Genomic DNA, 22,311 nt, shown 5'->3' on the forward strand with positions numbered 1-22,311 from the left:
GTCTGCACCTCCTTACTGTCGTTTTTTCTTCTGTGCCTGCTTCATGCGTTGATCTTCTTCCTTGCTATGCCGCTGGAGTGCGATGTGAGCCTTCCGGAACGTGTGAGGGTCCATTTCATTCACTTCGGTGAAGCTGAACTTCTCACTGAACACAAGCGCCCACATTGCCCACTCCTCATTGACTTCCTTTGCATAGACCTGAGTCGGAAGCGGTTTAACCCATAAGAAAGTCGCCTGTCTCTTTCATGAGCTCCGTGAAATTCGTGTTGCCGATCTCTTCGACCGTTTCCCATGTAACACGTGGCTGGACGATGACGTTCTTCATGTACTCGTCATAGAGTTTTTCCTCGACGATGTTTCCGAATTGGTTCTTTGCACGGTCACGGATCTTGACACCTTCACGAACGCCCGGATGTTGGAGCGTGTATTCTACTTCACCGATTGTTACGACCTTCTGTGTTCCGTTTGCTGTTTTAGCGTTTGCCATTGCGAGCATCTCCCTTTTTTTAGATGGACTGTTAGCCATGATTTTTTAACTCCCTTTGATGTAATAAAAAGAGCGGAGCAAGCGCCCCGCTTCATTCGTCTTACTTATCCGTGTAATCGAATACGCGAATCTCGAGCTCACGGTCTTCGATCTCGTCGCTCAAGCCGCCGGATGGTGACTTGACGAACATTGCTTTCGTACCGCCGACCGTCTCCGATGGTGTCTTGACCCAAATCGGGAACATGGCACGTGAAGCCGCCAAGCGTTTCAATGCTGGTAACGATGGTGACGTTTGAGACAACGTGAGCGTAATTGTACCTGTGTTGTTGTTCGTGATGGCGACGGAAACCTCTCCAAGCGCCGATACTTTAGCGTTGAAGTTGTCCTCGTCCTTCTCCCACTCGACGTAAGAGCCTTCTGCGAATCCTGTGACAAAAAGATTGTTGATATTGACGGACGTTTCTCGTGCGTCATGTGAGCGTACATCTGGCATGTTGTTTTACCCCCTTGTTTGGTTCAGAAAGTGATTTGTCCGTATACGTCGACTTCGTGGATGGCTCCTGCCGCCGTGTAGCGGAATGAGAGACCTTTGTACACACGATTTGCACGATCCGAAGCGGTTGATTCTTCACGAGACAATGCTGTGATCTCGTAGTCCGGCAACTTGTCCTCTGTCTGTGCAATGATGCCTTGATTGAAGGCACGTTGGAGAGTCGTTGTTGCCGCTCCCTCGATTAACCCGATACCACGATTGTCGTACGGGATCTTCGGTGCGTTCTGCAGTACGGTTTGAATCTCGTTCTCCATGTTGACCTTGACGAAGTCTTTCCCGTGAAGGTTGTCGATGAATTGCCCTGTGCCCGTGATACCGTTCGAGAGCTGACCTTTACCGCCTTTGACGACGTATGCGATGGCATTGTCTTGTTCGATTTCCCCGAGCTCCCCTTCTGACAGGTAACGTGGCGTCACTTTGGCAAATCCGCCTTTGAACTTCCACGTGATCGAGCCGACTTCGAGCGAACCAAGTGCGCCGACTGCCGCCGCATCGAGATGTTCTCCAGCCGTTGGATGGTCGAAGATGATCGTCCGCTTGTAAACCTTGAGTGCTTCTCGCCCTGTGTTGTCCGAGACTTGCGCCGCGAAGAACTTGAAGTCGAGACCATCGACGAACTGTGCGACCTTGACTTGATCGGCAGAGACCGAGCTGACCAAGAGTGCGAAATGCCATGCGCGGTTGGCGAACTGCAACAAGGCTGAATCCGGCGCGCCCGTCTGATACGTGGCAACGGCAACCATCGCATCGTGATTCGCTTGAGACAAGTACGTCTCTGCTTTCTTGAATGTAGCCGTGTCCGCTGGGAAATCGACTGCGAGTGCTTCAAGACTTGTGTATTCCTTGTATGATACGGCTCCCGTTTTCTCGACGAGGATCAACGGACGACCGAGACCGACCAATGGTGCTGGTGTAGCCAGGTCGATAATTACTGATACGTCTTTTAATGGCATGATGTGTGCCCCTCCTTATAGTTGTTGTTCGTATTCTACTGTTTCGATGAGCTCACCGCTCGACGTCTCGATGTGACGAGTCCGGAACCGGATGTCGACTCCGTATTTTCGTTCAGTGTCAATCGATAGGAACGTGTCACGGCTTTGGATGCCCTCCACCTTGACGAATGAAATGCCAAGATCACCGAGCGCTTGTCGATGTTGTGTCAGCTTGAAGAGCATGACCGTCTGATGTGCCAACTCCTGTACCTCTGTCGCGTCGGTAGAGTGCCACGTGAAGGAGAACACCATCTCGACGTCCTCAATCAACTGACCATCTACCTCTGCCTCTGAAACGGGCAGATACGGAGAAGTTAGGGTATAGGCACAGAACGGGTACGCTGGCTGTGTATCATTCGACCCTTGCAAGATGACCTCATGACCCGTATGCGTCTTGATATGCTGGACGAGGATGCGTTTGATCTCGCGGTAATTGATCATGTGTCCACCTCGTTGAAGACGCTGACGTACTTGACCGTGTACGAGTTGAAATCTGAATAGTTGTCATACGGATTGACCCGCACGATGCTGTACAGTTTGTCTTCGTGTGCAATCCGTGTACCTTCTTTCAAGCGCTCTCCTGTGAAATAGAGCGTCCTGTCGGCTTCTGTGAGCGTTCCGCCGCTTTGTGCTATTTGACGTTCCCCCAAGGGTACTAACGCGCCACGGTGAGACTCCCAGCTCCTCTCGCCGTCCTTCCATTCCCCAATGTCGTCACGTTCGCCAGCGGAGACCACCTCAAGCAGGAAGTCGAGACTGAATTGATCGATTAACCCTTTGAACTGAAATATTTGCGGCATGTTCTCGCCTCCTACTCAATTTTGTGGTCCATGCTGCCAATCATGTTACCCGAATCGACCAGCGGGTTACTTGAACCCTTCTGTTTAATCGTCAGACCCGCGTTTGCTGGGTCTTTGAGATCGCGAGCAAACTCTTGGAGCTTGCCTTGTGCTTCGAGCGCGAGAGCGGAGAGTAGCGCTTCGGGTGCGACCCCGTTAAGGATGGCTTCCCCAATCAATCGCGTGTACTTGTCGAGGATGTCCGGACCATGTTGATCCCATCCCGCTCGAATGAACGAACGTTCCGGAATCCGGATGACGGTGGTAGTCTTTTTCAAGCTGATACCGAACTGGAAACGGAAGAAGCCTCTCATCTTGTCCGTCACGGGGATGTCACAACCAAATTCATGGATGTGAGCAAGCATCTGCGGGAATCCCTCCCCGAAGTACCCGACACGGATCCAGCGACCGTCGAATTTATGTGATGTGGCGATGGCTTTCGGTATGTTGTTCTTACTTTTGATGCGCGTACGTGCCCTCATGACTTCTTCGCCGCCGATGCTTTGGCTGGTTTCGCTTGCAATGCCTTGAGCACGAGTCGCAAGTCGCCCACCTTCGCATCAGGGTCATAGTTCGCACCGAGACGATCCAGCTCCGCGATCACTTCCTCGCGGGTCATTTCGACGACGGTCTTCTGTGTCCAGCCAAGCGGTTTGTAATAGAGTCGGAAATCCCGCTCTGTCACATCCAGCTCATAGCCGTCACGTTCAATCGTGATGATGTCGCTATCTGCCATTTGTAAAACCTCCCCTCTCAGCGTTTATATGAGTCGTACGCGCTCGTCACCGGTGTGAATTTCATGCGCTTGTACTTGCGCCATAGTCCAAATACGTCCGCATAGGTCGAGCTTGCACTTGCCCCTGTGACGAACGTTTGAGACATGCCTGCCATCGATTGGGATTGGACTCCCTCACGACCAATGGCAGCGGTATCGATTTGAATCATCTTCACGATCCCCTTCTTGATGGGTCCAGGCAGTCGTAAGACGCCCAACTCATCTCGAAAGGTGTTGTTACACCACTCAACGGCGTATTCGTAACCGTCCACGATGTCGACCTCTAATGCCGCGTCTCGCGTCGTGTCGTCCTCACGAACACCTAGTCTTTGCTTGATGTCCGGAAGAAGCAGATTGACCTCCTCAGGTGTCAGGGTTATCAGTTCCATCGGTGTCACCTTCTTCCTCGGCTTGAAGCGCTTCGAGTAACTCGTCTTTCTTCATCGAGCCGTACCCTTCGATGCCTTTTTCCTTGGCCAAGTCTTTCAGCTCATCCACCTTCATGTCTTTCAGCGGCTTCTGCGCGTTTTGATCATCGTTCTGTTTCGCTTCGACTTCTGCTTCAGCTTTCAAACGTCGCATCCGGTTAAATGCTGCCATTCCCATTCGTCTCACCTCCATGAACGAAATAAAGAGCGCTCAAAGGCGCTCCATTACCCAAGTTTGTGTTTGTATTGTACGACGCGGATCTTCTTCGGATCGAAGACACGAGTCCAGTTGGCAGCCGTAGCAATCTCGACGTTCGTTGGAGATACGCCAGCGACAGATGCCTCGTTCCATTTCACGCCACGTGGGTGAAGGACGAAGTGACGACGGTTGATGAGGTAGTCTTCCCCTTGCAACGAGTCACGGTCTGTTTCAGTCGGTACTTTCGGAGATCCATTCGCATAACCGAATGCTCCACGACCGAAGAGGTAAGACGTGTACACGCCACCGACGACCGGCATGTTGTCATCGACCACAATGTCAAGTCCGCGGTATTTCGCGATTGGCTTGCCTTGTGAGTCTGGAATGAACTCGATCATGTCTTTCTCCAACATAGCGGCATACGTCATCGAATGGACTGCGATGGCTGTGAGTGCGTCGTATGCATCACCGAGTTTGAATTGAGCCGTGAGGAATCCTTTTGATGAGAACAATTCAGAGCCGTCAGTCGCCGCGGATGGGTCGTAGATGTTTCCTGTCATGTTAGCGGCAGAGAAGACACCTTTGAGCGATGCGATGAGGATGCGTTGCTCATCACGTACCCAGAAGTCCGAGACCAGCTCGCCGATCGCTTTCATTGGGTCAGAACCAGCAAGAGCACCAGCCAAGTCGTTTGCTCCCCAAGCATTCCCGCGCATATGGAGACGAGCTTGGTCTTGACCAGTCGTGATCTTGTCGACGTTCAACGGTACTGTGTCCGAAAGGACTTGTGATTCCCCTCCGAGATCGTTCCAGTGTGGCATGTGGATGATTTTCCCGCCTGCTGATGCGAGAGCATCGAGTTCAGGGTTCGTTGCGATGATGCCTGAACGGACGAGAGCGGATTTATCTGTGACACGGTTAATGACGTAAGGGTTGAAAATCTCCGGTACGATTACGTCAGCAATTTTAGTTGTTGGCATGGGTGAAGCCTCCTAGTTCGATAGTTTTATAGTGTGTAGCCATGTTGTGAAGCCATCTGACGAGCTTTGCCAGCGTCTTCACGGAAAAGTTGTCCTTGAGCCGTGAGGTCGAAATGCTCCGGTGACCAAGGATTCTTATCTGGTCCGCCTGCTCCGCCGCCTCCTGCTGGATTCGTGCTATGATCTTTGAACTTTTTCTGCACCTCTTCTGCGACCAGCTCGTCGATATGAGACTTGAGCGATGTAACCCGCTTCGAAATCTCCTCTTCTGTGTCAGCGAGAACGAAATCTGCAAATTTCTGTGGGATTTTAGCGTCGTCCAGCTTGTCGCGTACAATCAAGCGGTTCTCACGGTCCTGTAATTGCTTCTCACGATCCGCGAGTTGTTTCTCAAGGTCTTGCGCCTTCTGTTCTTGCTGTTGTTTCTCATAGTCAGCTCGTTGCTTGTCCGTCATTGCGTTCTTCTTGAGTTCCTCGAACTGACCGGACAGGTCGGTGAACTGACCCTCAATCTTCTTCTTGTCCTCAACGAATTGATTCGTACGACGATCGAGCTCACGTTGGAACTCTTCTTGCGTGTACGTCTTGACTTGCTGTTTATCTTTGTCATCAGGATTACCGCCTCCGCCACTAGACGGGTCCGGATCATCTGCAAAGAACTGAAGGTTGAGTGGTAAACGATAGTTTGATTGCTTGATAGATTGTTTCACGTTGATTGACTCCTTTGTGCGTTACCATATCGCCGCCCCGTCGTTCGCCCCAGTGTTCAGCCCCAGTTCCCCGTTGCCTACTGACCGTTGCTACTTGCCGTTGGTTTGTTATGATCCCGCGAGTAGTTTTATTGGATCGTGTTACTGATTGTTTGATCTACCGGATAAAAGCCGCCTGCTGGGTCGAATGAGTAGACCTTGACTTGAGCATAGTTCCGGATGAGCTCGCCATGTTTTGACTCACGGATGGGAACCGCAAAAAATAACTGCCCTTCAATGGCAGCCACTTCATGAAGCGTCTCTTCTCTTGTATAGAAGCGGTCACCGACTTGGTATAACTGCATCACACCGCACCTTCCTTCCATTTGTTGAAATCACGGGTTAAGTTCTCCTGACCAGTCTTGAAATCAATCTGCTTGACGCCAGCGACTTCATAGCGGGCAACACATCGACAGTTGATGTCGTTCTGTGGCGTTCCGCTGTGACCTGGCATCTGTGCTCTCACGCCGTGTAACAAATCGAAAGGCTCGTTGAGCTGGCGCTTCTGTCCTTCCAATACGATGTGATTGGCTTTGCCTGTATGACGTACCTTCTCATCGCCCATGTTCATCCAATACTTGACCATCAGGATGCCTTGAGCGTCTGCATTCTGTGCGCTGTCGTTGTTGGCTTTCTCACGGACTCGGTGTGACTCGGTCTGTGTGATCACTTTGGCGCGGTTGTAATCCATCGTGAACACCGTTTGAATCTCTTCGGCCATCTCTTGAAACGTGTAGCCAGCGACGAGACCATTCTGTATCGATCGGTTGATGTCCGCGACAATCTTGGCTCGTGAGCTTTCGAGTGACTTGTCTAAGCGGAGACCATAGACCGGATTGTCCTCCATGATCGCAAGGAGTTCTGGCATCCGTGGCGTCTTGTTCACCAGTGTCTTGTCGATAGTGTTCTCAATGCCGAATGACATCCAGTCGTAAGAGAGCTCGTAGATGTCTTCCAGTAGCTTTCCGATGACAGTACGGTTGTACCTACCCAAGCGGTTCGCTTGAGCCATGGCGGTCTGTTTTAGCCGCTGTAGCTCACGATAACTCTTGATGTCGGCATAACCGATTTTGCCATCCTTGCCAAGACGTGAGTAAATGACCCCGACTTGACCGATGAGGTCACGGACGACTGTCTCGTATTCCCTCCGGATCGCTCGGACGACTTCTTGTTCCCGTTTCGTCATCAGTTTGTACACATAATCGAAGAATCGTGTCCATTTACATCGCATTTAGACCACTTCTTTCGGTTGTGGGTCAGTCAATGGCGTATTGGCGAGTGGATCAAGCTGTTCGTATGCCGCTCTGTCCTTCTCGTTCTGCTGATCGATGAGCTCTTGCTCCTTCTCCGGATCCGTAATCTTCGGGAATAGTGACAAGCGGGTGATGTTGCTGACCGCTCCCATGAGTAACTTCTGTACTCGTGCCTCATACTCAAGGTCTTCCGGTAGATTCCGCTTGAACTGCATCTTCATAGCGAATGGGTCGAACACGATGTTCTTCTTGCTCCAAGCGGTAGCAAGTACCTCGAACATGCGGATGCTGGACGCCTTGTACTTCTTCTCGAACGTCGAGCGCTTGTTTTCGAAGCCTGTGAGCTTGTGTTCCAGTGAGACGCCAGTGGCATTCCCAGCGAAGCTGTCGTCATTCATGTTCGGTGTCGAGGACTTCTCATAGATCTCGTCCTTCATGCGTGTGAGGTGGTTCTCAATCGCCGTGTCGTTGATCTGTTGTGAGAAGAAGTCGATGTCCATGTCTGCCTCGTCGAGGTTGAACACGCCCGTCTTTTGGACCATCTCAATCATTTCCTCATCGACTGCGAATCCCCGCGCCTTCATGTAGGCAAGACGCCAGCTCTCGATGAAGCTGTTCATGTCTGACAAGGTGCGGTCATACCCGTCTATCAGGCTTAGATGCTTCTCGATGTCACTCAAAAGCTCCGAGTTGTTCTCATAGCCGATGACCGGACATAGATCGTACAGGTGAGCCATCGGGTTGATGTGCTCGTCTTCGTCCTTGATAAAGCCTGACCCGTTATCGATGTAATAGAACACGAACGTGTCGGTATAAAACTCGACCCGCTGCACGATTTCTCCTGCATTGATCTCGTAGTCGTAATAGCGAATAGCGAATTCCGGTTCGGAAATTCCATCATCTCCAAGGAGAATCGTTTCCCATGGCTTGAGCGTCTTGATGCGTTCCTCTCCACCCTTGAGATAGAGCAAACGGGCACCATACCCGCATAACGAGCAAAACTTGGTGACTTCCTCGTCTTTGTCGTCGATGATGTTGCGCTGGGTGAAGGTCTCGAGCTGGCTGTTGGCTCGCTCAAACTCCGGCTTGGTCTTGTCGTAGCTGTATGCTATCGGCTCACCGGCGAAATATCCTACCTTCATGTCGACAATCTGCCCGACGAAATCGACGTTAATCTTGTTGTTCACGGCTTTGCTGTTCCGCTTGAGCTCACGAGTGAAGATGGGTACGTCCATCTCGTCCTCTCGGGCAAGGTAGCGGCGGAAGTTCTTCTTCATGACCTCTGCTCGTTTTATGTGCTTGTTGATAGCACTCTTGAGCGTTTCAGCAGATGGCTCTGACTGCTCGCGGATTTCTTTGCGGAATTGGCGTAGCTCGTAGTTAAAATCCGGCAATACTGACTCGGTCGACACGTTATCACCTCTTTCATTCTTCTTTGGCTTGTTGGATCGTGCGGAACACTTCTGCCGCTTCGTGTAGGTCCATCTTGTCTGTCTTATCAATCAGCTTGATGATGAGTTTCTTTTCGAGGTCTTCCCTCAATTCCTCAAGGCTCTTGCCCTCGCTCATGGTCAACCCTCCTTAAATCGGAACGGCAACACCAACTGAAGCACCTTTTCGCATGACAACCGTTTGACAGAAATAGCGGAGTGCATCCATCGCATGATCGTGCTCTTTCATCGGTTTGTCCTCACCGCGATCCTTTGCCGCCTTCTCATCCCATATATAGGAATGGAACTCGCGGAACGTGTGATTCAGTCCTGCGAAGAATTTGATCTTGCCTTGAATCATGGCCGTCTTCGTGTTTCGTATGCCGTCGATGACTTCGTTATGAGCCTTCTTGACTCGGAAACCGTCACGGCGCAATTGTGTGATGAACGAAGCCGCGGATGGGTCGACGATGATCCGCTTCACCTTGAATCCAACGATGAACTCCCGCATAGCTTCGCTGTACTCGCTGTCCGTCTTCTGACGCGAGGTTTCCCGACCGGAATGGTAATACTCCTTGATGGCATACCATGTCTTGCCGAGCAATCCCCACAGGATGAACACTGTCGGGTTCTGTGTACCATAGTCGACACTGACCTCAAAGTCTGTCATGCGTCCAACAAAGGCGTTCTGCTCCGCTGGACTATTGAATCGCTTGACGTCCTTCTCTTTGTCGAAATTATCAAAGATAAGTCCTTCCGACATGACCCAAAGCCCCATAATATAGCGCTGATAGAACACACCGCTGTATAGTCGCTTATATCGTCCTCTCACCTCGTCTGAAAGTGACGGGTTGTCGTCCATCGTAAAGTGAATATGAAGTGCATTCTTCTCTTTCGTCTGATCAAGCCATTCCAGCTTGAACCAATGGTAAGGACCAGCGGGGTTCATGTTGAACCAGAGCTTTGATCCCGTCACTGAACAACGAGCGGTCGCTTGATTGACGAATGATCGTGGCATGAGTGCTGCTTCATCAAAGAACATGCCGGCAAGCGTGATACCCTGAATCAAGTCCTGCGAGCTCTCATCTTTCCCACCGAATACATAAAACGTATTGAACTTGCCGCCCTTGCTAACTTCGAGGCAGTTATCTGCCCGTTTATCTTTGACCTTGTATCCGCGACCTTTCAGCATCTTCTTGAGCGGCTGAATGACGTTCCGTCTTAAAGAACCGATTGTTTTCCCTGCCATGCCGAGCTGTTCGTCATCAAATGTTTCCATTGCCCACAGAACGTAAGAGAGTGACATGATCAGCGTCTTTCCCGATCGTACAGATCCGTCACAGATGATGGCATCATGCTGTTTCGCGGATGGATGCTTCCACCACGTCAACACCTTCATCTGTTTGTTCGAGAACGGTTTGAACTTGAAAACGTTCCCTTTCGATTTCTTAGACGTCTTCATGATCTTCACTCCATACTTCGTCCACTTTGCCTTCCAACGCTTGGATGAATCCGTCATCGTCCATCTCGTCCGGTTCGTCCTCTCTTCTGAGACGATCGATCTCCACTTTCAATTTCTCAAGACGTAGCTGCTTCTCTTCATCGCCATTCGTCAGATGTTCATACGAACGGATCATGCTGTCGAGCCGTCCTTGGGAACGAGCGAGTGCTGCCATGAACGACGCTTGTTTCTCATAGGCGAACATGACTTTCCAGCCATCTTTCTTTTCGCCTTCTTCCGTCTGCTCTTTCGACAAATCATCTTTGTCTTCTACATACATTACTTCAAGCGAATGTAAGATGTTCGCATACATCAACTGGATCTGGTCCCACAGCATGTCAGCGGGATTACGGTCGTGTACGATGTCCATGATGTCCCGTATCTTCTGGGGTAGGTACTCGGCATAAAGTCCATGCAGCCGTGCGTTCTGATTGCCAGCAGGAGCACCGCCAGCATTCCCTAATGCATGCGTATTTCCTTTCTTCGCACCACGGACACGTTTAAGAGCGCTCCTATTCGAATTAGGAGCGCTATTATTCGTATCTTGATTGCTTTCATCTTCCCAGCGGTCGGTGGCTTTCCACTTTCGAACGGTATTTGGAGTGACTTCGAGTTGTTTTGCGAGATCGACAAGTTTTAAGTCTCTTCCCTCTTTTACACTCAAAATCCATTTCCGCTTCGCCTCGTCCCGCCGGGGGTCTCGAGGTCTAGCCACTTCTACCACCACCCTTCATGAGCACTGTTCGTCCTCGATTTGATTATGTGTTGTTCCGCAGTCAACTGATCCTACGTCTCACGATTAACGTTCTGTGCGTCTGACGCTTCGCTCCTGATGCAATGATGCGATTCACATGCCAAGATGTGTCCCGCTCGTAGCGTGCTTCATATGGGATTCTGACGATGCTTTTTCGCTTCGACTGCTCGACTACTTTACTCATTCTCTCTTTCACACTTTGAAAGAATGCCTTGACCGCATCCCACATTTTCCGAGCAGCTGTTGCAAACGCCCGAAACGCTTCCCGTATCAATGATCCGTTTGAAGTCATCATCATTCTCCTCTCTTATGCTCTCCAACGAACCGACTAGATCAATCTCCATCCGCTCGTTGCAAGGCACAAAAAAAGCATCCCGAAGGATGCTAAACAAACAATCAATCTTCTTTTGCTAATTCTTTGAGTTCACCTTCTACGAATTCATATATTCCACTTAAATCAGCGCCAATACCCACAAGTGATGAGATTTGCATTAGTACGCTACTTAGAGTTCTTTTCTTTTCCTTTTGTGAGGCTTCCATCTGCATCATTATTTGAACAGTAAAACGAATAACAGCGTCGCGTTGTTCATTTGCATTTTCACTAACTTTTAACAGCTCTGTAAGTTTCTTAACTTGTTGTTCCAAGAAGTCGACTTGTTTTTCCGAAAGTTTGACGAGTTCTTTATTTCCTTCGACTATTTCTTCATGCCTTCTCTTCTTTTCATCATGCACTTCTTGAATAGCACGTCTTCTTATTTTATCTGCTTCTCGTTGTTGTCGTCTTAAAGCGTTTAACGGGTGCTCATGACTCATTTCAATTCCCCCTTATAATGTAACTCAAGATACATTGTAAGGGATTAAAACATAGATGTCGCTTAATTTACTTTTCTTCCCAACAACGCACGACTACTCCGCCCTCGTGTTTGATTCACGTTTCTATTGGCTGCGTCGCACGCTGTTGGCAAGAAGCGAATCATTTCATTCGCTCAAGTTCTTTCTTCCAGAGGTATTTCAACCAATCACTTTGCGGGATTTTCTTTACTGCTCCCGTTCGTTTGTCTTTACGATTCTTGTCTACCTTCCAGCTGATTATGAATGGCTTTTCCTTCATCATGTTTAACTCCTTTATATGTACAAATATCCGGATGAGTACGACAGCTTCAGGCATCTGGGGAATGACAGGGAGCTATGGTAGTAATTGATTGAGGAGGTCATCACCTCATCCGGATACTTCTGCATACAAAAAAGACGCCCTGTCCGTTACAAGGCGTCTGCTATGTGAGTAATGCTTGTGTCCTGTAGAACAATGCAACCGTCGTCGCACCCGCTTCGTCTACATGGAAAGAATATCACGTATTTGGCAAGTTTTTGTATCAAGATTGTATCAAAAGAGTATTAAAAGTGTATCAATATAAAAAATAAATATGAACTATTTATCATTTTATTTCACCAGAATATTTTTTTATAAATCTTATTGATATTTAAGGTACTAATTTAAAAGAAAACACATGGTTATTAAGCGTCTTTTTTGATTAATAATGATTCTGTAAGTATTAGCATATGTCTTAAATACAAGACCTCGACAACGTCAAAATTATATAAAATATGTAAACAGTAATTTATCAACTCTTCTCTTTGATTTCTAAAACTTTCGTTATCATAAATTTTATCCTCTTTAAACGGATCTCTAAGCAAAGCCAACATTCCATCGACATCTGAAATTAGTAAATTAATTTCGTCATAGTACTCTTCATCATTTTTAATAAATAATTGATACGATTGTACCCTCATACACAACGATTCTATTGTATGCAAAATTGAGTCATCGAGTTCTAAATTCGGGTTAGTTATTGTTTCGACCCTACCACTATGGAAAAGCTTCGCTATATCCAATAGTTTATCCTGTAGTGAATCCGTCAATATAGTAACGTTGCTTTTTAATTCTAGCATTCTTTGGTAAAGCGCATCATTTTTATCAACATATTAATGAATCAACTTACTTTTTTGTTAAAAATTATTCATCAATTCATTCTTGTATTCGAAAGTATATGTTTATGAGGAGAGCGATAGCTACAGGCAACTATGAATGATATGAAGCTACCTTAGTAATAATGATCTAGGTAGTCATTACCTCATTGGGATATTTTCGCATACAAAATAACGCCCTGCTAGTCACAAGGCGTCTACTATTTGAGTAATACTTATGTTCTGTAGAACAATGTAACCGCCATCGTCTTGCTTTGTCTACATGAAATGAATACCATCTATTTAGTAAGTTTTCTTATCAAAATTGTATTATGATTCAGAAATGAAAAATTTATCATGATTTATTTACAAAATACAATTGATTTATCTTTCCCGTACAACGAAATAAAACCATCATTCCATTTTTGAAGAAAATCTTGAATAGATTGTTTATAAAATTCGTTATCAGTACGTTTCAATGCGTTATTTAACTTATTTGTTATAAACGTATAGTCGTCTTCATCAAGTGTATTGTAACTAGCTAATATAACTGAAACTTCACTTATTTCACTTCTCACTGAAATTTTTTCAATTAATCCGTTCATTAAAAATATTTTTTTTAAAGATTCTTCAGATCTTTCAATTTTCCTGTTTGCTCTAGCAAAAAAACTTAAAACATCTGCTTTACATTCTATAAAAGTTAACTTTCCTTTTTCTTTTTCAATAAAATAAAGAAAATCTAAATCACTATTTACTTCTGCAACAATAGAAATTGCTGAATTAGAGGTAGTTACAATCACTTCCCTAATTAAACTCAATTGTTCTTCACTAAATTTTTCTTTTATAGCAGAATCCCAAAATTCTTCTAAAAGAACTCCTCTATAATCGTTAAGTTCAGGAGGATTTAACCCCATTAATGATTCAAATATACTCTTTACTTCATCAGAGTAAAACTCAATTTCCTCGTCAGTTAAACTACTAGCATCTATAAAACTCTTAAATATTTCATTATTCTTCTCCCACAAAAAAGCACTACTTGGGGTCTTAAAATGTAATAAGAATTGAAATACGATTTCAGCGAATCGAGAATCTTTTAGCATTATCGAAATTAAAGGCTCCATCAAGGAAAAATTCTCAGGAGTTTTGGATGCGGTTTTTGAATTAAAAACTAAACAATCGCTATTTAAATTTGACATAGCTGATTACCTTACTTCTTTATCAATATTTGCTTGTCTACTTATCATGCTCTCTACAACGTTATCAGTTAAAGAAAGTTCTTCATAATTAGTTTGGGACAAAGACATATTAAAAACTAATTTAAATTTTGATATTGTATTTTTCACCATTTGCAATCTAAATTCTCTAGATGTTACTTCATCAATATCTTCATGACTTACTGGTTCCGTAAATTCAACTTTATATTGAGTTTGACTTCTAAAAATCATCTCATCTTCATCAAACTCATCATTATCTTTTGGATTCTCACGATCCTCTAAAAACGTAACAAAAGAAAAGTTAACCAAGGCGTAATTATAATCGCTATCCTCAGGATTGCTAACATTATATTCAAAATAAGCACCAATAATAAACCTATCTTTTAATAAATTCCTTTCTTTATTGCTGATTATTTCCATTACCTCTTTTTCATTTACCACTTCACCTAATTCAAAAGAATATAATTTCATTTTTATAGAATCTGTATCGTAAAATTTATGAACCACAAGAATACCTCCAATTGAATTTCTTTTTCTTTCTAACACCCTTTTTAAATGAGTGGTAAATTTATTCTATGGGATAGTGAGCGTTTAACGGTCTTTGTTTTTAATCTTTTCTTAGAAGTCATCAATAAACTAATCAACATAATAACTTTATCTTCATTATCAATTTCACCAAAAAATTCGAGGTTTTTTTCAAGAAAACTTATTTCTTTTTTAATATCATTTTCACTTGGTTTTCCGCTCATATTTTCAAAAGCTTCACTTTGAAACAAATAAATCTCTAAGTCATCTTCAATATCATCAGTCATAGGAATATGCTTTAAAAAATCCCAAATTTTTTTATCTAAGTTATTATAAATAACATTTAAACTTTTTTGATGATCTTCAATACTTTTAGATTTAGCTCTCGCCTTTTTACTTATTTCTGTAATGTCAATTGCTTTAATATCTTCTTGGAAAGTAATATTTTGCAAGCTAAATAATCGGATTATTTCATCTGTGTACATTGGTATTATAGTTTGTTGATGTTTTGATATATTAGTTTTAATTCTACTAGTTGATGTTATAGAATTTCTTCTATCTTTTTCATGAATTTGATTTACCTTTTTAAGATAAAATAATTTACTCATCCCCTTGTCTCCCCTTATATATTCAATTTAATTTGCAATTTTAAAAGTGAAATTTTGAATGATTATTATTTAGAGTATCATTTTTGATAAACTTTTGATAACTTTCGATAGCCTTAATCATAATACATACTTAACTATTAACTTTTGCCCTTTTTCACTTATTAGGTAAACATTATTTCTATAATAATAAATTTTATAATTTCTTTCTGGAATTAAATAATGCTATATTCCTATATAAACCACTATTTTTAGTTATTTCATCGTATCACAATCCTGTATTGTGAAACCATGTTAATAGTCTCTCCAAATACTCAATCGATCCGCGACGATACCAAGTAGCTTGTCTTTCGCTTCGTAATACGTGTTCCGGTTGCCGTATCTCATCATTTCGATGACGACGTTGTCCGTATATTTGAACTTCGGACGGTACCGGAGATTCCAGATCTCGTTCAAGTCCGGATCCGTCTCTTCCAACTCCTCACGAATCCGAAGCAAGAGTCGTTGTTCTGCTTCCGCCTGTCGGAGTTGTTCGAGCAGTATGACTGCTTTCTCGACGTTGCTTGACGGACGACTATTTCGCTGAACCTCACTTGCTTTATAGCCAGCTGTAATCGACGGGGCAGAACGTTCCTTCAAAGACTCGATACGAGCTGGAAGCGTGTAAAGACTTTTCAATTTGTTCTCGACAAGGACACGCTGTGATTTCGTCAGCTTATGTGCGATATATTCCATTCAGTGCCGTCTTCCCTTTCGTGTTAGAATCGGGTTGGTGGCCACCCATCCTTGATCATCTTCTGCGTTTCATGTTGCGTGGCTTCTGGGATGTACAGCACTATGTACTGTTTCTTTTCGTAACGCTTGAATAGTTGTGGCTTCGTGCCACTATGTTTTATACGTCGAGTTGGTCAGGCCAACGTCGTGTCACCTCATGTTCATCAAGAGCACGACCTTCAAGCATCCATTCCTTCCGTTCCCTTGAGAGCATGACCGCAATACCGATCGGTCGTAGACCTTCCTCGATCTTGATCAATCGTCCTCCACTTAACGTGTGGCGACGGATCTGATTCGAGATGAACAGGACTTCTTCACGATTATCATGCTTCTTTCGAAAAACGAGTGTTTTCATCGTCTAATCCCCTTTCTTGGCTTTCGCTCTGGGAGTTCCATCACTGCGACATAACGAATATATTCATTTCGTGAAACGAACGAGACACGACCAGAGAATTCATCTTTCGAGAACTGCTTACTACCTTTTACGAAATGATCCCGCCGGACGAGCCGGGCTCCACGGTTCTCATGGTCCGCGATACGCCGGTCAAGTCCTGCCTCACTGACATCCGTCAATTTGAACTGCATGCAGCACCCTCCTAGTCTTGATGGAGAGAGCGAAGGAGTTCCTCCACTTCCGCATCATCCGGAACGTTACTTTCGAGTTCTTGCTTTCTGCGTTGTTCGAATGCTTGTTGATCTTCCTTCTCTTTAGCGAGCCAGGCCGGTTCTTTCATCTTGGAATGGCTTCGACGATTGCGACCGTACCCTTTCGGCGCTTTTGAATTACTTCGCTTCGCTTCGTGCAGCTGGATTGCTTCGAGCGTGAACAATTTCTTTTCTGCAAGTTTACGGATGATCGCTTTGGCATACTTCCAGTTCCGTACGTCGTTGAGAACGGATTGTTCGAGAGCGTATTGAATGAGCTCGTAGGATGTGTCGTTGAGCGTATGCTGGATATCATCAATGACGTAACTGGACGCCAGTCCAATTTCTTTTTGAAAGAAGCTGACCAATTTCGAAAGATCATCGGAATGATTTGATACGCCCTCTGATGATGATGAATTACTTAAAGGGTTATTCTTAATAGGGTTATTCTTAGGGTGCATCTCCTGCACTACCCCAGGTGCACCTTGTGCACTACCCCAGTGCATCTCCTGCACCACCCCTAGTGCATCCTGTGCACCCCTAACAAAATGGTTAATGGTGTAAATGTTCGATGTTTGATCACCCATCCGATCTACCCGTGTCTTTTTCGAGATTAGATTTCGATCAACAAGAGATTGTACTGCATCAATAGCTTTTCGTTTAGAACACTGTGCTTCTTTCGCGATAGTTGCATACGATGGGAACGCCCCAGTACCATTGACCGCATGACTCTTCAAAATGAAGTAGACCATCTTTTCGTAGATATCCCCGAAGGTCGCATTATCGCGTACGACCTCGTGGGGAATCATCGTGAAAGGTATCGTATTACTGTCGTGAATCTGATCTTGGCTCATATTCCTCACCTCACGCATCGAACGGGAACTGTTGCCCCTCGGACGACTCGTCTTCGACTGGTGGCGGTACTTGCTCCGAATCTTCTTCCGTGAACTCAGCATCCGTATAGTCGATTGCTACTGGATCCGATGTGATGTCTTTTCGGACCGTTTCATCTTTCGATACGTTGTCCTGAATCTCGATGGAAATCGGCAAGTATTTGAACATGCGACGAATGACGGTTTTCTTTGCCATCTCTTCGTAATGATCTTTCCAAGGTCCATACGTTCCAGCTTTGGAACTACCTTTGATCCGCTCGATTTCCGTCTTACTCATGATTTCCATGTGATATCCACCATCTTTGAAGTGTGCGACCCCGTAGACATAAATCAATGCACCTCGGTCACCGATTGCTGGCTTATGATGCAACTTTGGTTCGAGTCCGAGTTCATACTCGAACGCATCATTCTCGTGGACCGTATAGGCATAGATGTTTTTCATGTGTCCGGACCGTCGTGCGAGATCAATCATTCCCTTGTAACCAATGAGGAACTGGACGTCCTTCTGCCATACATCTTTACCATCGATCTTCTTTTTGTTGTTGAATGGGACGAAGTAGCAGTGACCAATCAACCCCGGCTCGAGCCCAAGTTGTGCTGCTTGGACAACCGCTCCTAGAAGAGAAGGGATGGTGCATTCCAGTAATTTCGGATTGGAGCGAATCACAGTTAATGCGATGTTCGTCATCCGTTCTGGTGTCATGTGAGCCGGCAATGCCTTAGAGATATCTCCTTGCATGCTCTCGAGGTAATGTCTGACCTGTTGCTTAGGTGTGAGTTGTGATACATCCTTCTTCGCTACCGTACCGTTGGCTTTATTAGCGAGTGCCGCTTTCGTATCGTTGACGTTTGCCATGATTATTTCGCTCCCTTAATTTTCTTGATCCCGAATCGACGTGAGACGGATGGCTTGATGACTGCTTCGTAGACATCCGGATATTCCGTTTTTAACAGTTTGCTGTCGACTCGGTTCGATATCGTCGACTTCCATGTCACGATATGATCCGATGTTTGCCCCGTCTCCATGTCTCCCATCATCTGCTTCAACCGGTTCTCGTACGTCTTGACGAGCTCATCGATTTTCTTCTTCGATTCTTTCGCTTCTTCCAGTTCACCAATCAATTCATCTGCAGCATCATCGAGCTCCATCTCGGAACCCGGTTCACCTCGGAACATGTTCGAGAGGAAGTCGGTCGAGGCATCGGAACCATCGATTGCCGGTGCGAACCCGGTCCTCACGTGGTTCTCCCAAAAATCCTTTTCGATGGCAATCAGATGATCGATGACCTCTTCATCCCGTTCGATGCGTTTATAGACGAATTTATTTCCTCCGATCAGGACGGCGAACCAGACCGCTTTCGCACCCGTGACTGCAAGGTAATGCATCCCTTGGATGTAGTATTGTTGAGGAAGCTCTTCTCCTTCCCACTCACCCTTGAGATATTCGGATGCCGTCTTGCATTCGAGAATCTCATTGGTCCCGACGACGCGACGATCGATGTTCGCAAGCATCCATGGGTATTCAGGATGCGCCATCATGCGGTTATCCCGTCGAACCTTTAACTTGGAACGGAGCGTGAACTCTGCGGCCACTTTCTCCTCGTTCGCATTACCGAAATATGCTGCTTCGCTGCCACTCAGAAAGGCACCGTCTTCGTCCGTGACGTAGACTTCATCCGACACGACCTGACCTGTCTTTTCAAGGAAAAGCGTGAATGGAGACTTATACTTATTCAGCCCAGCGACGACGGCTGCATCACTTCCTCCGATTCCTTTGTTACGTAGTGCGAGCCATTCACTGCGCTCCATGTGTTTCGTATTTGCAATGACGTTCATTCCAGTTCCTCCTTATAGGACGGCGTTTCGATAATCGCTCAGCTGTTCCTTAAGTTCCGGATCCAGTTCGAACGTATCGAAGCCTGATTCAGTAGTAGTTTCATCTGACTCATGATCTTCGACGAGATCATTCCAATGGTCGGTAGTCATTTCGACCCCTCCTTCGCCGTGTCTAAAGCAATTTTCAACGTCTCGATTTGATTTTGAAGCACCTGGACGAAGGAATAAGCCGGTGCATATGTGCCGAGTACGAATCCTAAACGAGACAACGTCTGCTCTATATCAGCGATGGTCTGGTCGACAGATTCTGCAGCACGGTCGAGTTCAATGTCCGCCTTCTGCTTTTTGATGAAGAGCAGCCGCCCGATCCGTTGCGCGCGATTGATCGTGTTCATGGTTTTCCTCCTGTCCGGAGCGTGATACACTTAAGTTCCTACGCAAAAGTGGTCATCGCTCTCTCGAGTGATGGCTTTTTTTCATTTCTTTTCGCTTGTCTTCAGCACGTTCTGCCCGGTGCTCAAACCACATGGCTGGAGTCAAGAACACAACGCCGATCACCCAAGCGACTGAGAGCATGTACGTCAGTTCCGGTGACATTTCCTCACCTCCTTTCCCATTTGCTCTTCCGTTCGTCCCACCACCAGCCACCGAACGCTGTCAGTACAGCAACCGATGCAAAACCATAGATGATGTACGCATTCATTTCAGCTTGATCAATGGGTCCATTTGAATCAGGTGCATTTCGAATGTGTCTTCCATCAGGTGCAGGACATGCTGCTTGTTGATGGCATCAATCACGATAATCGGATCATTCTTGACCATCTGCTTGAAATGAACCATGGCATCCTGCTCTGATTCCTCGACCATCTCCCGTGTGACATCGACGAGGATGTTTGAGATGACGTCTTCGACATTGATGAGCGGTAAGAGTGTCGGGTTCTCATGGAATCGATCTACGAGCGTATTGGCTAACACATCGAGATTTTTATACAGTGGCATGTCGTTTCACTCCTTCGATTGATTGATTCCAGTCATTGCACTCGACTCGCTGATCGAGCCATTTGTACAGATGTTCGCGACGGATGATGATTTTGCCGTCGACTCGAGTGATCGGTAATCCATTCTCTCGAATCTGTTTGTCGATCATGCTGCGGCTACAGCGGAGTTCCTCGCATACTTCCGGAACCGTCAGATATTCGCGTTTACGAGCGATGGCTGCGAGTGACTCTGCAATCCCGTCTGCAATCATGCGCTTGAATTCTTGCTCGTTGAATAACATGACCTTCCTCCTTTCTTCAGACGAGCGCTGGGCGCCAATGCTTGACGTACAAGAGTGCTTCTTCGAATTGATTCTGACGGATGTCACGATAGGATGAGACGGCAAAAGCCCGCTTGATGTCGCTACCGAAACGACCGTAAAGTTTGCCTTTCGTGTCATACAAATCAGATGGCTTTTCGATCAACTCTCTCCAAAGTTCTTCCGCTCGACGTTTCTTAGCTTGTTCGATCGCCAGCTGTTGTGCGTAATCCAGAGTCATGCGTAAATCAATCTTTTCTGTGAGCACTGTGATCGCGCTCTCCGTCTCCTCTTGCTTCTCGAGTAGTTGAGCGGTCGCTTGGAACAATTCAGCGAATGGGATGTTTTTTGGTACTTCATACGATCCCGTACTGCGGATTGAAGGTAGGATATCTTCCATGATCCAGTTTTCGAAATCTTGTGCTGCAGGTAACTTCGAGTTGATCACAAGTCGATAGACATCTGATTCTCGGATGACTCGCATTTCCTGAACTCGACCTAACGAATCCGTGATGCCCCGTTTCAGGGTGACACCCTTACAGTGACGATTGATCGCGTTATTCGGTTTTTGATATCCCAGGGTAAAGGCGACATCTACTGCAACAAACAGCGGAGTTCCTTTTTCTTCAACCATCCGAATGTTGTTGCCATTAAATACTTTAGTGAGTTGGCTCATTTGTTCGATCCTTCATGATTTTCAGTTTTAGAAATCGGGTAAACATAATTTAGATAGGCGTAATTACCGATTCGGTAATCAATCAACAAAAAAATAATCTAACGGCTTTCCGTACAATGTTGATAATTTCTTTAGAAGTGTTGATTTGATTCCACGCTTTCCAGACTCGATTCTACTGATTGTCGCAGCTGACTCATAGCCTGTAATTTCAGCAACTTCCCTGAGTGAGAGGTTGCGCTCTTTGCGAGCCAGCTTCAATCTGGATAAATCAATTTGAGGATCTCCCATTGTCTTTCACCTCTCCTCTCATTACCAATTCGGTAACTTGTATATTCAATTTACCTTACCAATAAGGTAATAGTCAATACCTTATTTCCATTTTGGTAATAAACATTTTCCATTTTGGCAAAAGTGCTATATTGAAAGGAGATAATTGATTATGGAGATGATGATTATGGAGAAAGCCTTTAGAGGAGATCGTCTTAAAGAATTACGCCTAAACCGCGGATGGCCACAAGATGATACCGCCGCAAAACTCGGCATTACACCAGCAACTTTATCTAGATTCGAAAACGGTAAACGACAGCCGGATCCGTCTACCCTAGTGTTATTAGCTGATACGTTTGATGTAACTGTAGACTATTTGGTTGGTCGAGTAGACAACCCTGAAAATACACTGACTGATTATATCGAACAAGTATCAATCACTAATAAATTGATTGGAATGCACTTTACTGAAGAAGAGCTCAACACCTTAACGCAAGAAAAGATAGATAAAATTGTTTCATACATGAAGGACCAAATTGCCTTGTCTATCTCTGAAACATCGAATAAAGAACAAAAAAAATAAAACTAATCGACGCGTCTAGTTAGAAGCGTCGATTAGTTTTATTAGGGAGTCATGCCATAAGTCAGATTTAGAATTTCTGATTTCAAGATCA

38 protein-coding genes are annotated in these 22,311 nt (G+C 45.6%); 1 reads left to right on the plus strand and 37 read right to left on the minus strand.

Translation table 11 applies throughout. The features are described 5' to 3' along the window. Positions 1 to 12: 12 nt before the first annotated feature. The 37 genes from KNQ09_RS06290 to KNQ09_RS06470 all read right to left on the minus strand — a co-directional run bounded on the left by KNQ09_RS06290 (position 13) and on the right by KNQ09_RS06470 (position 21,658). Positions 13 to 165 carry a hypothetical protein gene (locus KNQ09_RS06290; RefSeq protein WP_214857917.1) on the minus strand — a complete coding sequence of 51 codons (153 nt, stop codon included), beginning with the start codon at positions 163 to 165 and terminating at the stop codon, positions 13 to 15. A 49-nt stretch (positions 166 to 214) separates the two neighbouring features. After that, positions 215 to 487, minus strand: coding sequence for a hypothetical protein (locus tag KNQ09_RS06295; protein ID WP_214810925.1), 273 nt, complete (start codon positions 485 to 487; stop codon positions 215 to 217). Positions 488 to 587: 100 nt separating this feature from the next. Beyond that, positions 588 to 980, minus strand: a complete 393-nt coding sequence (locus tag KNQ09_RS06300) for a phage structural protein (RefSeq protein WP_214857919.1) — start codon at positions 978 to 980, stop codon at positions 588 to 590. Between the two features lie 23 nt (positions 981 to 1,003). Beyond that, on the minus strand, positions 1,004 to 1,993 hold the full coding sequence (locus KNQ09_RS06305; RefSeq protein ID WP_214857920.1) for a DUF3383 family protein: 990 nt from the start codon (positions 1,991 to 1,993) through the stop codon (positions 1,004 to 1,006). Between the two features lie 15 nt (positions 1,994 to 2,008). Further along, positions 2,009 to 2,473 carry a phage neck terminator protein gene (locus KNQ09_RS06310; protein ID WP_251138104.1) on the minus strand — a complete coding sequence of 155 codons (465 nt, stop codon included), beginning with the start codon at positions 2,471 to 2,473 and terminating at the stop codon, positions 2,009 to 2,011. Then, the gene (locus tag KNQ09_RS06315) at positions 2,470 to 2,832 is read right to left on the minus strand and encodes a head-tail adaptor protein (protein WP_214857921.1); all 363 of its coding nucleotides are present in this window, start codon (positions 2,830 to 2,832) and stop codon (positions 2,470 to 2,472) included. The genes KNQ09_RS06310 and KNQ09_RS06315 overlap by 4 nt, the downstream gene beginning before the upstream one ends. A gap of 11 nt (positions 2,833 to 2,843) precedes the next feature. Then, positions 2,844 to 3,353, minus strand: coding sequence for a hypothetical protein (locus KNQ09_RS06320; protein ID WP_214857922.1), 510 nt, complete (start codon positions 3,351 to 3,353; stop codon positions 2,844 to 2,846). Next, entirely contained in the window at positions 3,350 to 3,607 is a 258-nt protein-coding gene (locus KNQ09_RS06325) for a hypothetical protein (protein ID WP_214857923.1), read from the minus strand. Before KNQ09_RS06325 ends, KNQ09_RS06320 begins: the two co-directional genes overlap by 4 nt. Before the next feature lie 17 nt (positions 3,608 to 3,624). Then, complete coding sequence (locus tag KNQ09_RS06330) at positions 3,625 to 4,035, minus strand: phage head-tail connector protein (protein ID WP_214857924.1); 411 nt, start codon at positions 4,033 to 4,035, stop codon at positions 3,625 to 3,627. After that, positions 4,010 to 4,252, minus strand: a complete 243-nt coding sequence (locus KNQ09_RS06335) for a Rho termination factor N-terminal domain-containing protein (RefSeq protein ID WP_251138105.1) — start codon at positions 4,250 to 4,252, stop codon at positions 4,010 to 4,012. Before KNQ09_RS06335 ends, KNQ09_RS06330 begins: the two co-directional genes overlap by 26 nt. Before the next feature lie 47 nt (positions 4,253 to 4,299). Beyond that, positions 4,300 to 5,253: a major capsid protein gene (locus KNQ09_RS06340; protein ID WP_214857926.1), complete on the minus strand. Its 954-nt coding sequence runs from the start codon at positions 5,251 to 5,253 to the stop codon at positions 4,300 to 4,302. A gap of 26 nt (positions 5,254 to 5,279) precedes the next feature. Continuing rightward, entirely contained in the window at positions 5,280 to 5,963 is a 684-nt protein-coding gene (locus KNQ09_RS06345; RefSeq protein WP_214857927.1) for a capsid assembly scaffolding protein Gp46 family protein, read from the minus strand. 128 nt (positions 5,964 to 6,091) lie between these two features. After that, entirely contained in the window at positions 6,092 to 6,310 is a 219-nt protein-coding gene (locus tag KNQ09_RS06350; protein ID WP_214857928.1) for a hypothetical protein, read from the minus strand. Beyond that, positions 6,307 to 7,233 (minus strand): phage minor head protein, encoded by a 927-nt coding sequence (locus KNQ09_RS06355; protein WP_214857929.1) that lies wholly within the window; start codon positions 7,231 to 7,233, stop codon positions 6,307 to 6,309. Before KNQ09_RS06355 ends, KNQ09_RS06350 begins: the two co-directional genes overlap by 4 nt. After that, a complete protein-coding gene (locus KNQ09_RS06360) occupies positions 7,234 to 8,667 on the minus strand; it encodes a phage portal protein (protein ID WP_214857930.1) in 1,434 nt (477 codons plus the stop codon). A 13-nt stretch (positions 8,668 to 8,680) separates the two neighbouring features. Next, entirely contained in the window at positions 8,681 to 8,824 is a 144-nt protein-coding gene (locus KNQ09_RS06365) for a hypothetical protein (RefSeq protein ID WP_214857931.1), read from the minus strand. Between the two features lie 12 nt (positions 8,825 to 8,836). Next, positions 8,837 to 10,147, minus strand: coding sequence for a PBSX family phage terminase large subunit (locus tag KNQ09_RS06370; RefSeq protein ID WP_214857932.1), 1,311 nt, complete (start codon positions 10,145 to 10,147; stop codon positions 8,837 to 8,839). Continuing rightward, entirely contained in the window at positions 10,134 to 10,901 is a 768-nt protein-coding gene (terS, locus tag KNQ09_RS06375; protein ID WP_214857934.1) for a phage terminase small subunit, read from the minus strand. The genes KNQ09_RS06370 and terS overlap by 14 nt, the downstream gene beginning before the upstream one ends. 435 nt (positions 10,902 to 11,336) lie before the next feature. After that, entirely contained in the window at positions 11,337 to 11,753 is a 417-nt protein-coding gene (locus KNQ09_RS06380) for a hypothetical protein (protein ID WP_214857936.1), read from the minus strand. Between the two features lie 160 nt (positions 11,754 to 11,913). After that, the gene (locus tag KNQ09_RS06385) at positions 11,914 to 12,051 is read right to left on the minus strand and encodes a hypothetical protein (RefSeq protein ID WP_214857938.1); all 138 of its coding nucleotides are present in this window, start codon (positions 12,049 to 12,051) and stop codon (positions 11,914 to 11,916) included. 404 nt (positions 12,052 to 12,455) lie between these two features. Next, positions 12,456 to 12,890: a hypothetical protein gene (locus KNQ09_RS06390; RefSeq protein ID WP_214857939.1), complete on the minus strand. Its 435-nt coding sequence runs from the start codon at positions 12,888 to 12,890 to the stop codon at positions 12,456 to 12,458. Positions 12,891 to 13,267: 377 nt separating this feature from the next. Next, positions 13,268 to 14,101 (minus strand): hypothetical protein, encoded by an 834-nt coding sequence (locus KNQ09_RS06395; protein ID WP_214857941.1) that lies wholly within the window; start codon positions 14,099 to 14,101, stop codon positions 13,268 to 13,270. A 6-nt stretch (positions 14,102 to 14,107) separates the two neighbouring features. After that, positions 14,108 to 14,626 (minus strand): hypothetical protein, encoded by a 519-nt coding sequence (locus tag KNQ09_RS06400; protein WP_214857943.1) that lies wholly within the window; start codon positions 14,624 to 14,626, stop codon positions 14,108 to 14,110. A 44-nt stretch (positions 14,627 to 14,670) separates the two neighbouring features. Further along, positions 14,671 to 15,252: a hypothetical protein gene (locus tag KNQ09_RS06405; protein WP_214857945.1), complete on the minus strand. Its 582-nt coding sequence runs from the start codon at positions 15,250 to 15,252 to the stop codon at positions 14,671 to 14,673. A gap of 291 nt (positions 15,253 to 15,543) precedes the next feature. Then, positions 15,544 to 15,984, minus strand: a complete 441-nt coding sequence (locus KNQ09_RS06410; protein WP_214857947.1) for a hypothetical protein — start codon at positions 15,982 to 15,984, stop codon at positions 15,544 to 15,546. A 157-nt stretch (positions 15,985 to 16,141) separates the two neighbouring features. After that, positions 16,142 to 16,378, minus strand: coding sequence for a hypothetical protein (locus KNQ09_RS06415; RefSeq protein ID WP_214857949.1), 237 nt, complete (start codon positions 16,376 to 16,378; stop codon positions 16,142 to 16,144). Further along, a complete protein-coding gene (locus KNQ09_RS06420; RefSeq protein ID WP_214857951.1) occupies positions 16,375 to 16,608 on the minus strand; it encodes a hypothetical protein in 234 nt (77 codons plus the stop codon). Before KNQ09_RS06420 ends, KNQ09_RS06415 begins: the two co-directional genes overlap by 4 nt. 11 nt (positions 16,609 to 16,619) lie before the next feature. Next, positions 16,620 to 17,522, minus strand: coding sequence for a DnaD domain protein (locus KNQ09_RS06425; protein ID WP_214857953.1), 903 nt, complete (start codon positions 17,520 to 17,522; stop codon positions 16,620 to 16,622). 10 nt (positions 17,523 to 17,532) lie between these two features. After that, a complete protein-coding gene (gene recT / locus KNQ09_RS06430; protein ID WP_214857955.1) occupies positions 17,533 to 18,417 on the minus strand; it encodes a recombination protein RecT in 885 nt (294 codons plus the stop codon). Between the two features lie 2 nt (positions 18,418 to 18,419). After that, positions 18,420 to 19,397, minus strand: a complete 978-nt coding sequence (locus KNQ09_RS06435) for a YqaJ viral recombinase family nuclease (protein ID WP_214857957.1) — start codon at positions 19,395 to 19,397, stop codon at positions 18,420 to 18,422. 12 nt (positions 19,398 to 19,409) lie between these two features. After that, positions 19,410 to 19,547 (minus strand): hypothetical protein, encoded by a 138-nt coding sequence (locus tag KNQ09_RS06440; protein ID WP_214857958.1) that lies wholly within the window; start codon positions 19,545 to 19,547, stop codon positions 19,410 to 19,412. Beyond that, the gene (locus KNQ09_RS06445) at positions 19,544 to 19,792 is read right to left on the minus strand and encodes a hypothetical protein (RefSeq protein WP_214857960.1); all 249 of its coding nucleotides are present in this window, start codon (positions 19,790 to 19,792) and stop codon (positions 19,544 to 19,546) included. The genes KNQ09_RS06440 and KNQ09_RS06445 overlap by 4 nt, the downstream gene beginning before the upstream one ends. Positions 19,793 to 19,844: 52 nt before the next feature. After that, positions 19,845 to 19,994: a hypothetical protein gene (locus tag KNQ09_RS06450; RefSeq protein WP_214857962.1), complete on the minus strand. Its 150-nt coding sequence runs from the start codon at positions 19,992 to 19,994 to the stop codon at positions 19,845 to 19,847. Positions 19,995 to 20,096: 102 nt separating this feature from the next. Then, entirely contained in the window at positions 20,097 to 20,396 is a 300-nt protein-coding gene (locus KNQ09_RS06455; protein WP_214857963.1) for a hypothetical protein, read from the minus strand. Then, positions 20,383 to 20,676, minus strand: coding sequence for a helix-turn-helix domain-containing protein (locus KNQ09_RS06460; protein WP_214857964.1), 294 nt, complete (start codon positions 20,674 to 20,676; stop codon positions 20,383 to 20,385). Before KNQ09_RS06460 ends, KNQ09_RS06455 begins: the two co-directional genes overlap by 14 nt. A 16-nt stretch (positions 20,677 to 20,692) precedes the next feature. Then, positions 20,693 to 21,370: a BRO family protein gene (locus tag KNQ09_RS06465; RefSeq protein ID WP_214857965.1), complete on the minus strand. Its 678-nt coding sequence runs from the start codon at positions 21,368 to 21,370 to the stop codon at positions 20,693 to 20,695. A gap of 78 nt (positions 21,371 to 21,448) precedes the next feature. Then, complete coding sequence (locus tag KNQ09_RS06470) at positions 21,449 to 21,658, minus strand: helix-turn-helix domain-containing protein (protein WP_214857966.1); 210 nt, start codon at positions 21,656 to 21,658, stop codon at positions 21,449 to 21,451. A gap of 151 nt (positions 21,659 to 21,809) precedes the next feature. Between KNQ09_RS06470 and KNQ09_RS06475 the strand changes: the two genes are divergently transcribed. Next, positions 21,810 to 22,220, plus strand: coding sequence for a helix-turn-helix domain-containing protein (locus KNQ09_RS06475; RefSeq protein ID WP_214857967.1), 411 nt, complete (start codon positions 21,810 to 21,812; stop codon positions 22,218 to 22,220). Positions 22,221 to 22,311: the final 91 nt, after the last annotated feature.

The organism is Exiguobacterium sp. s191, from assembly GCF_018618955.1.
Taxonomy (GTDB): Bacteria; Bacillota; Bacilli; order Exiguobacteriales; family Exiguobacteriaceae; genus Exiguobacterium_A; species Exiguobacterium_A abrahamii.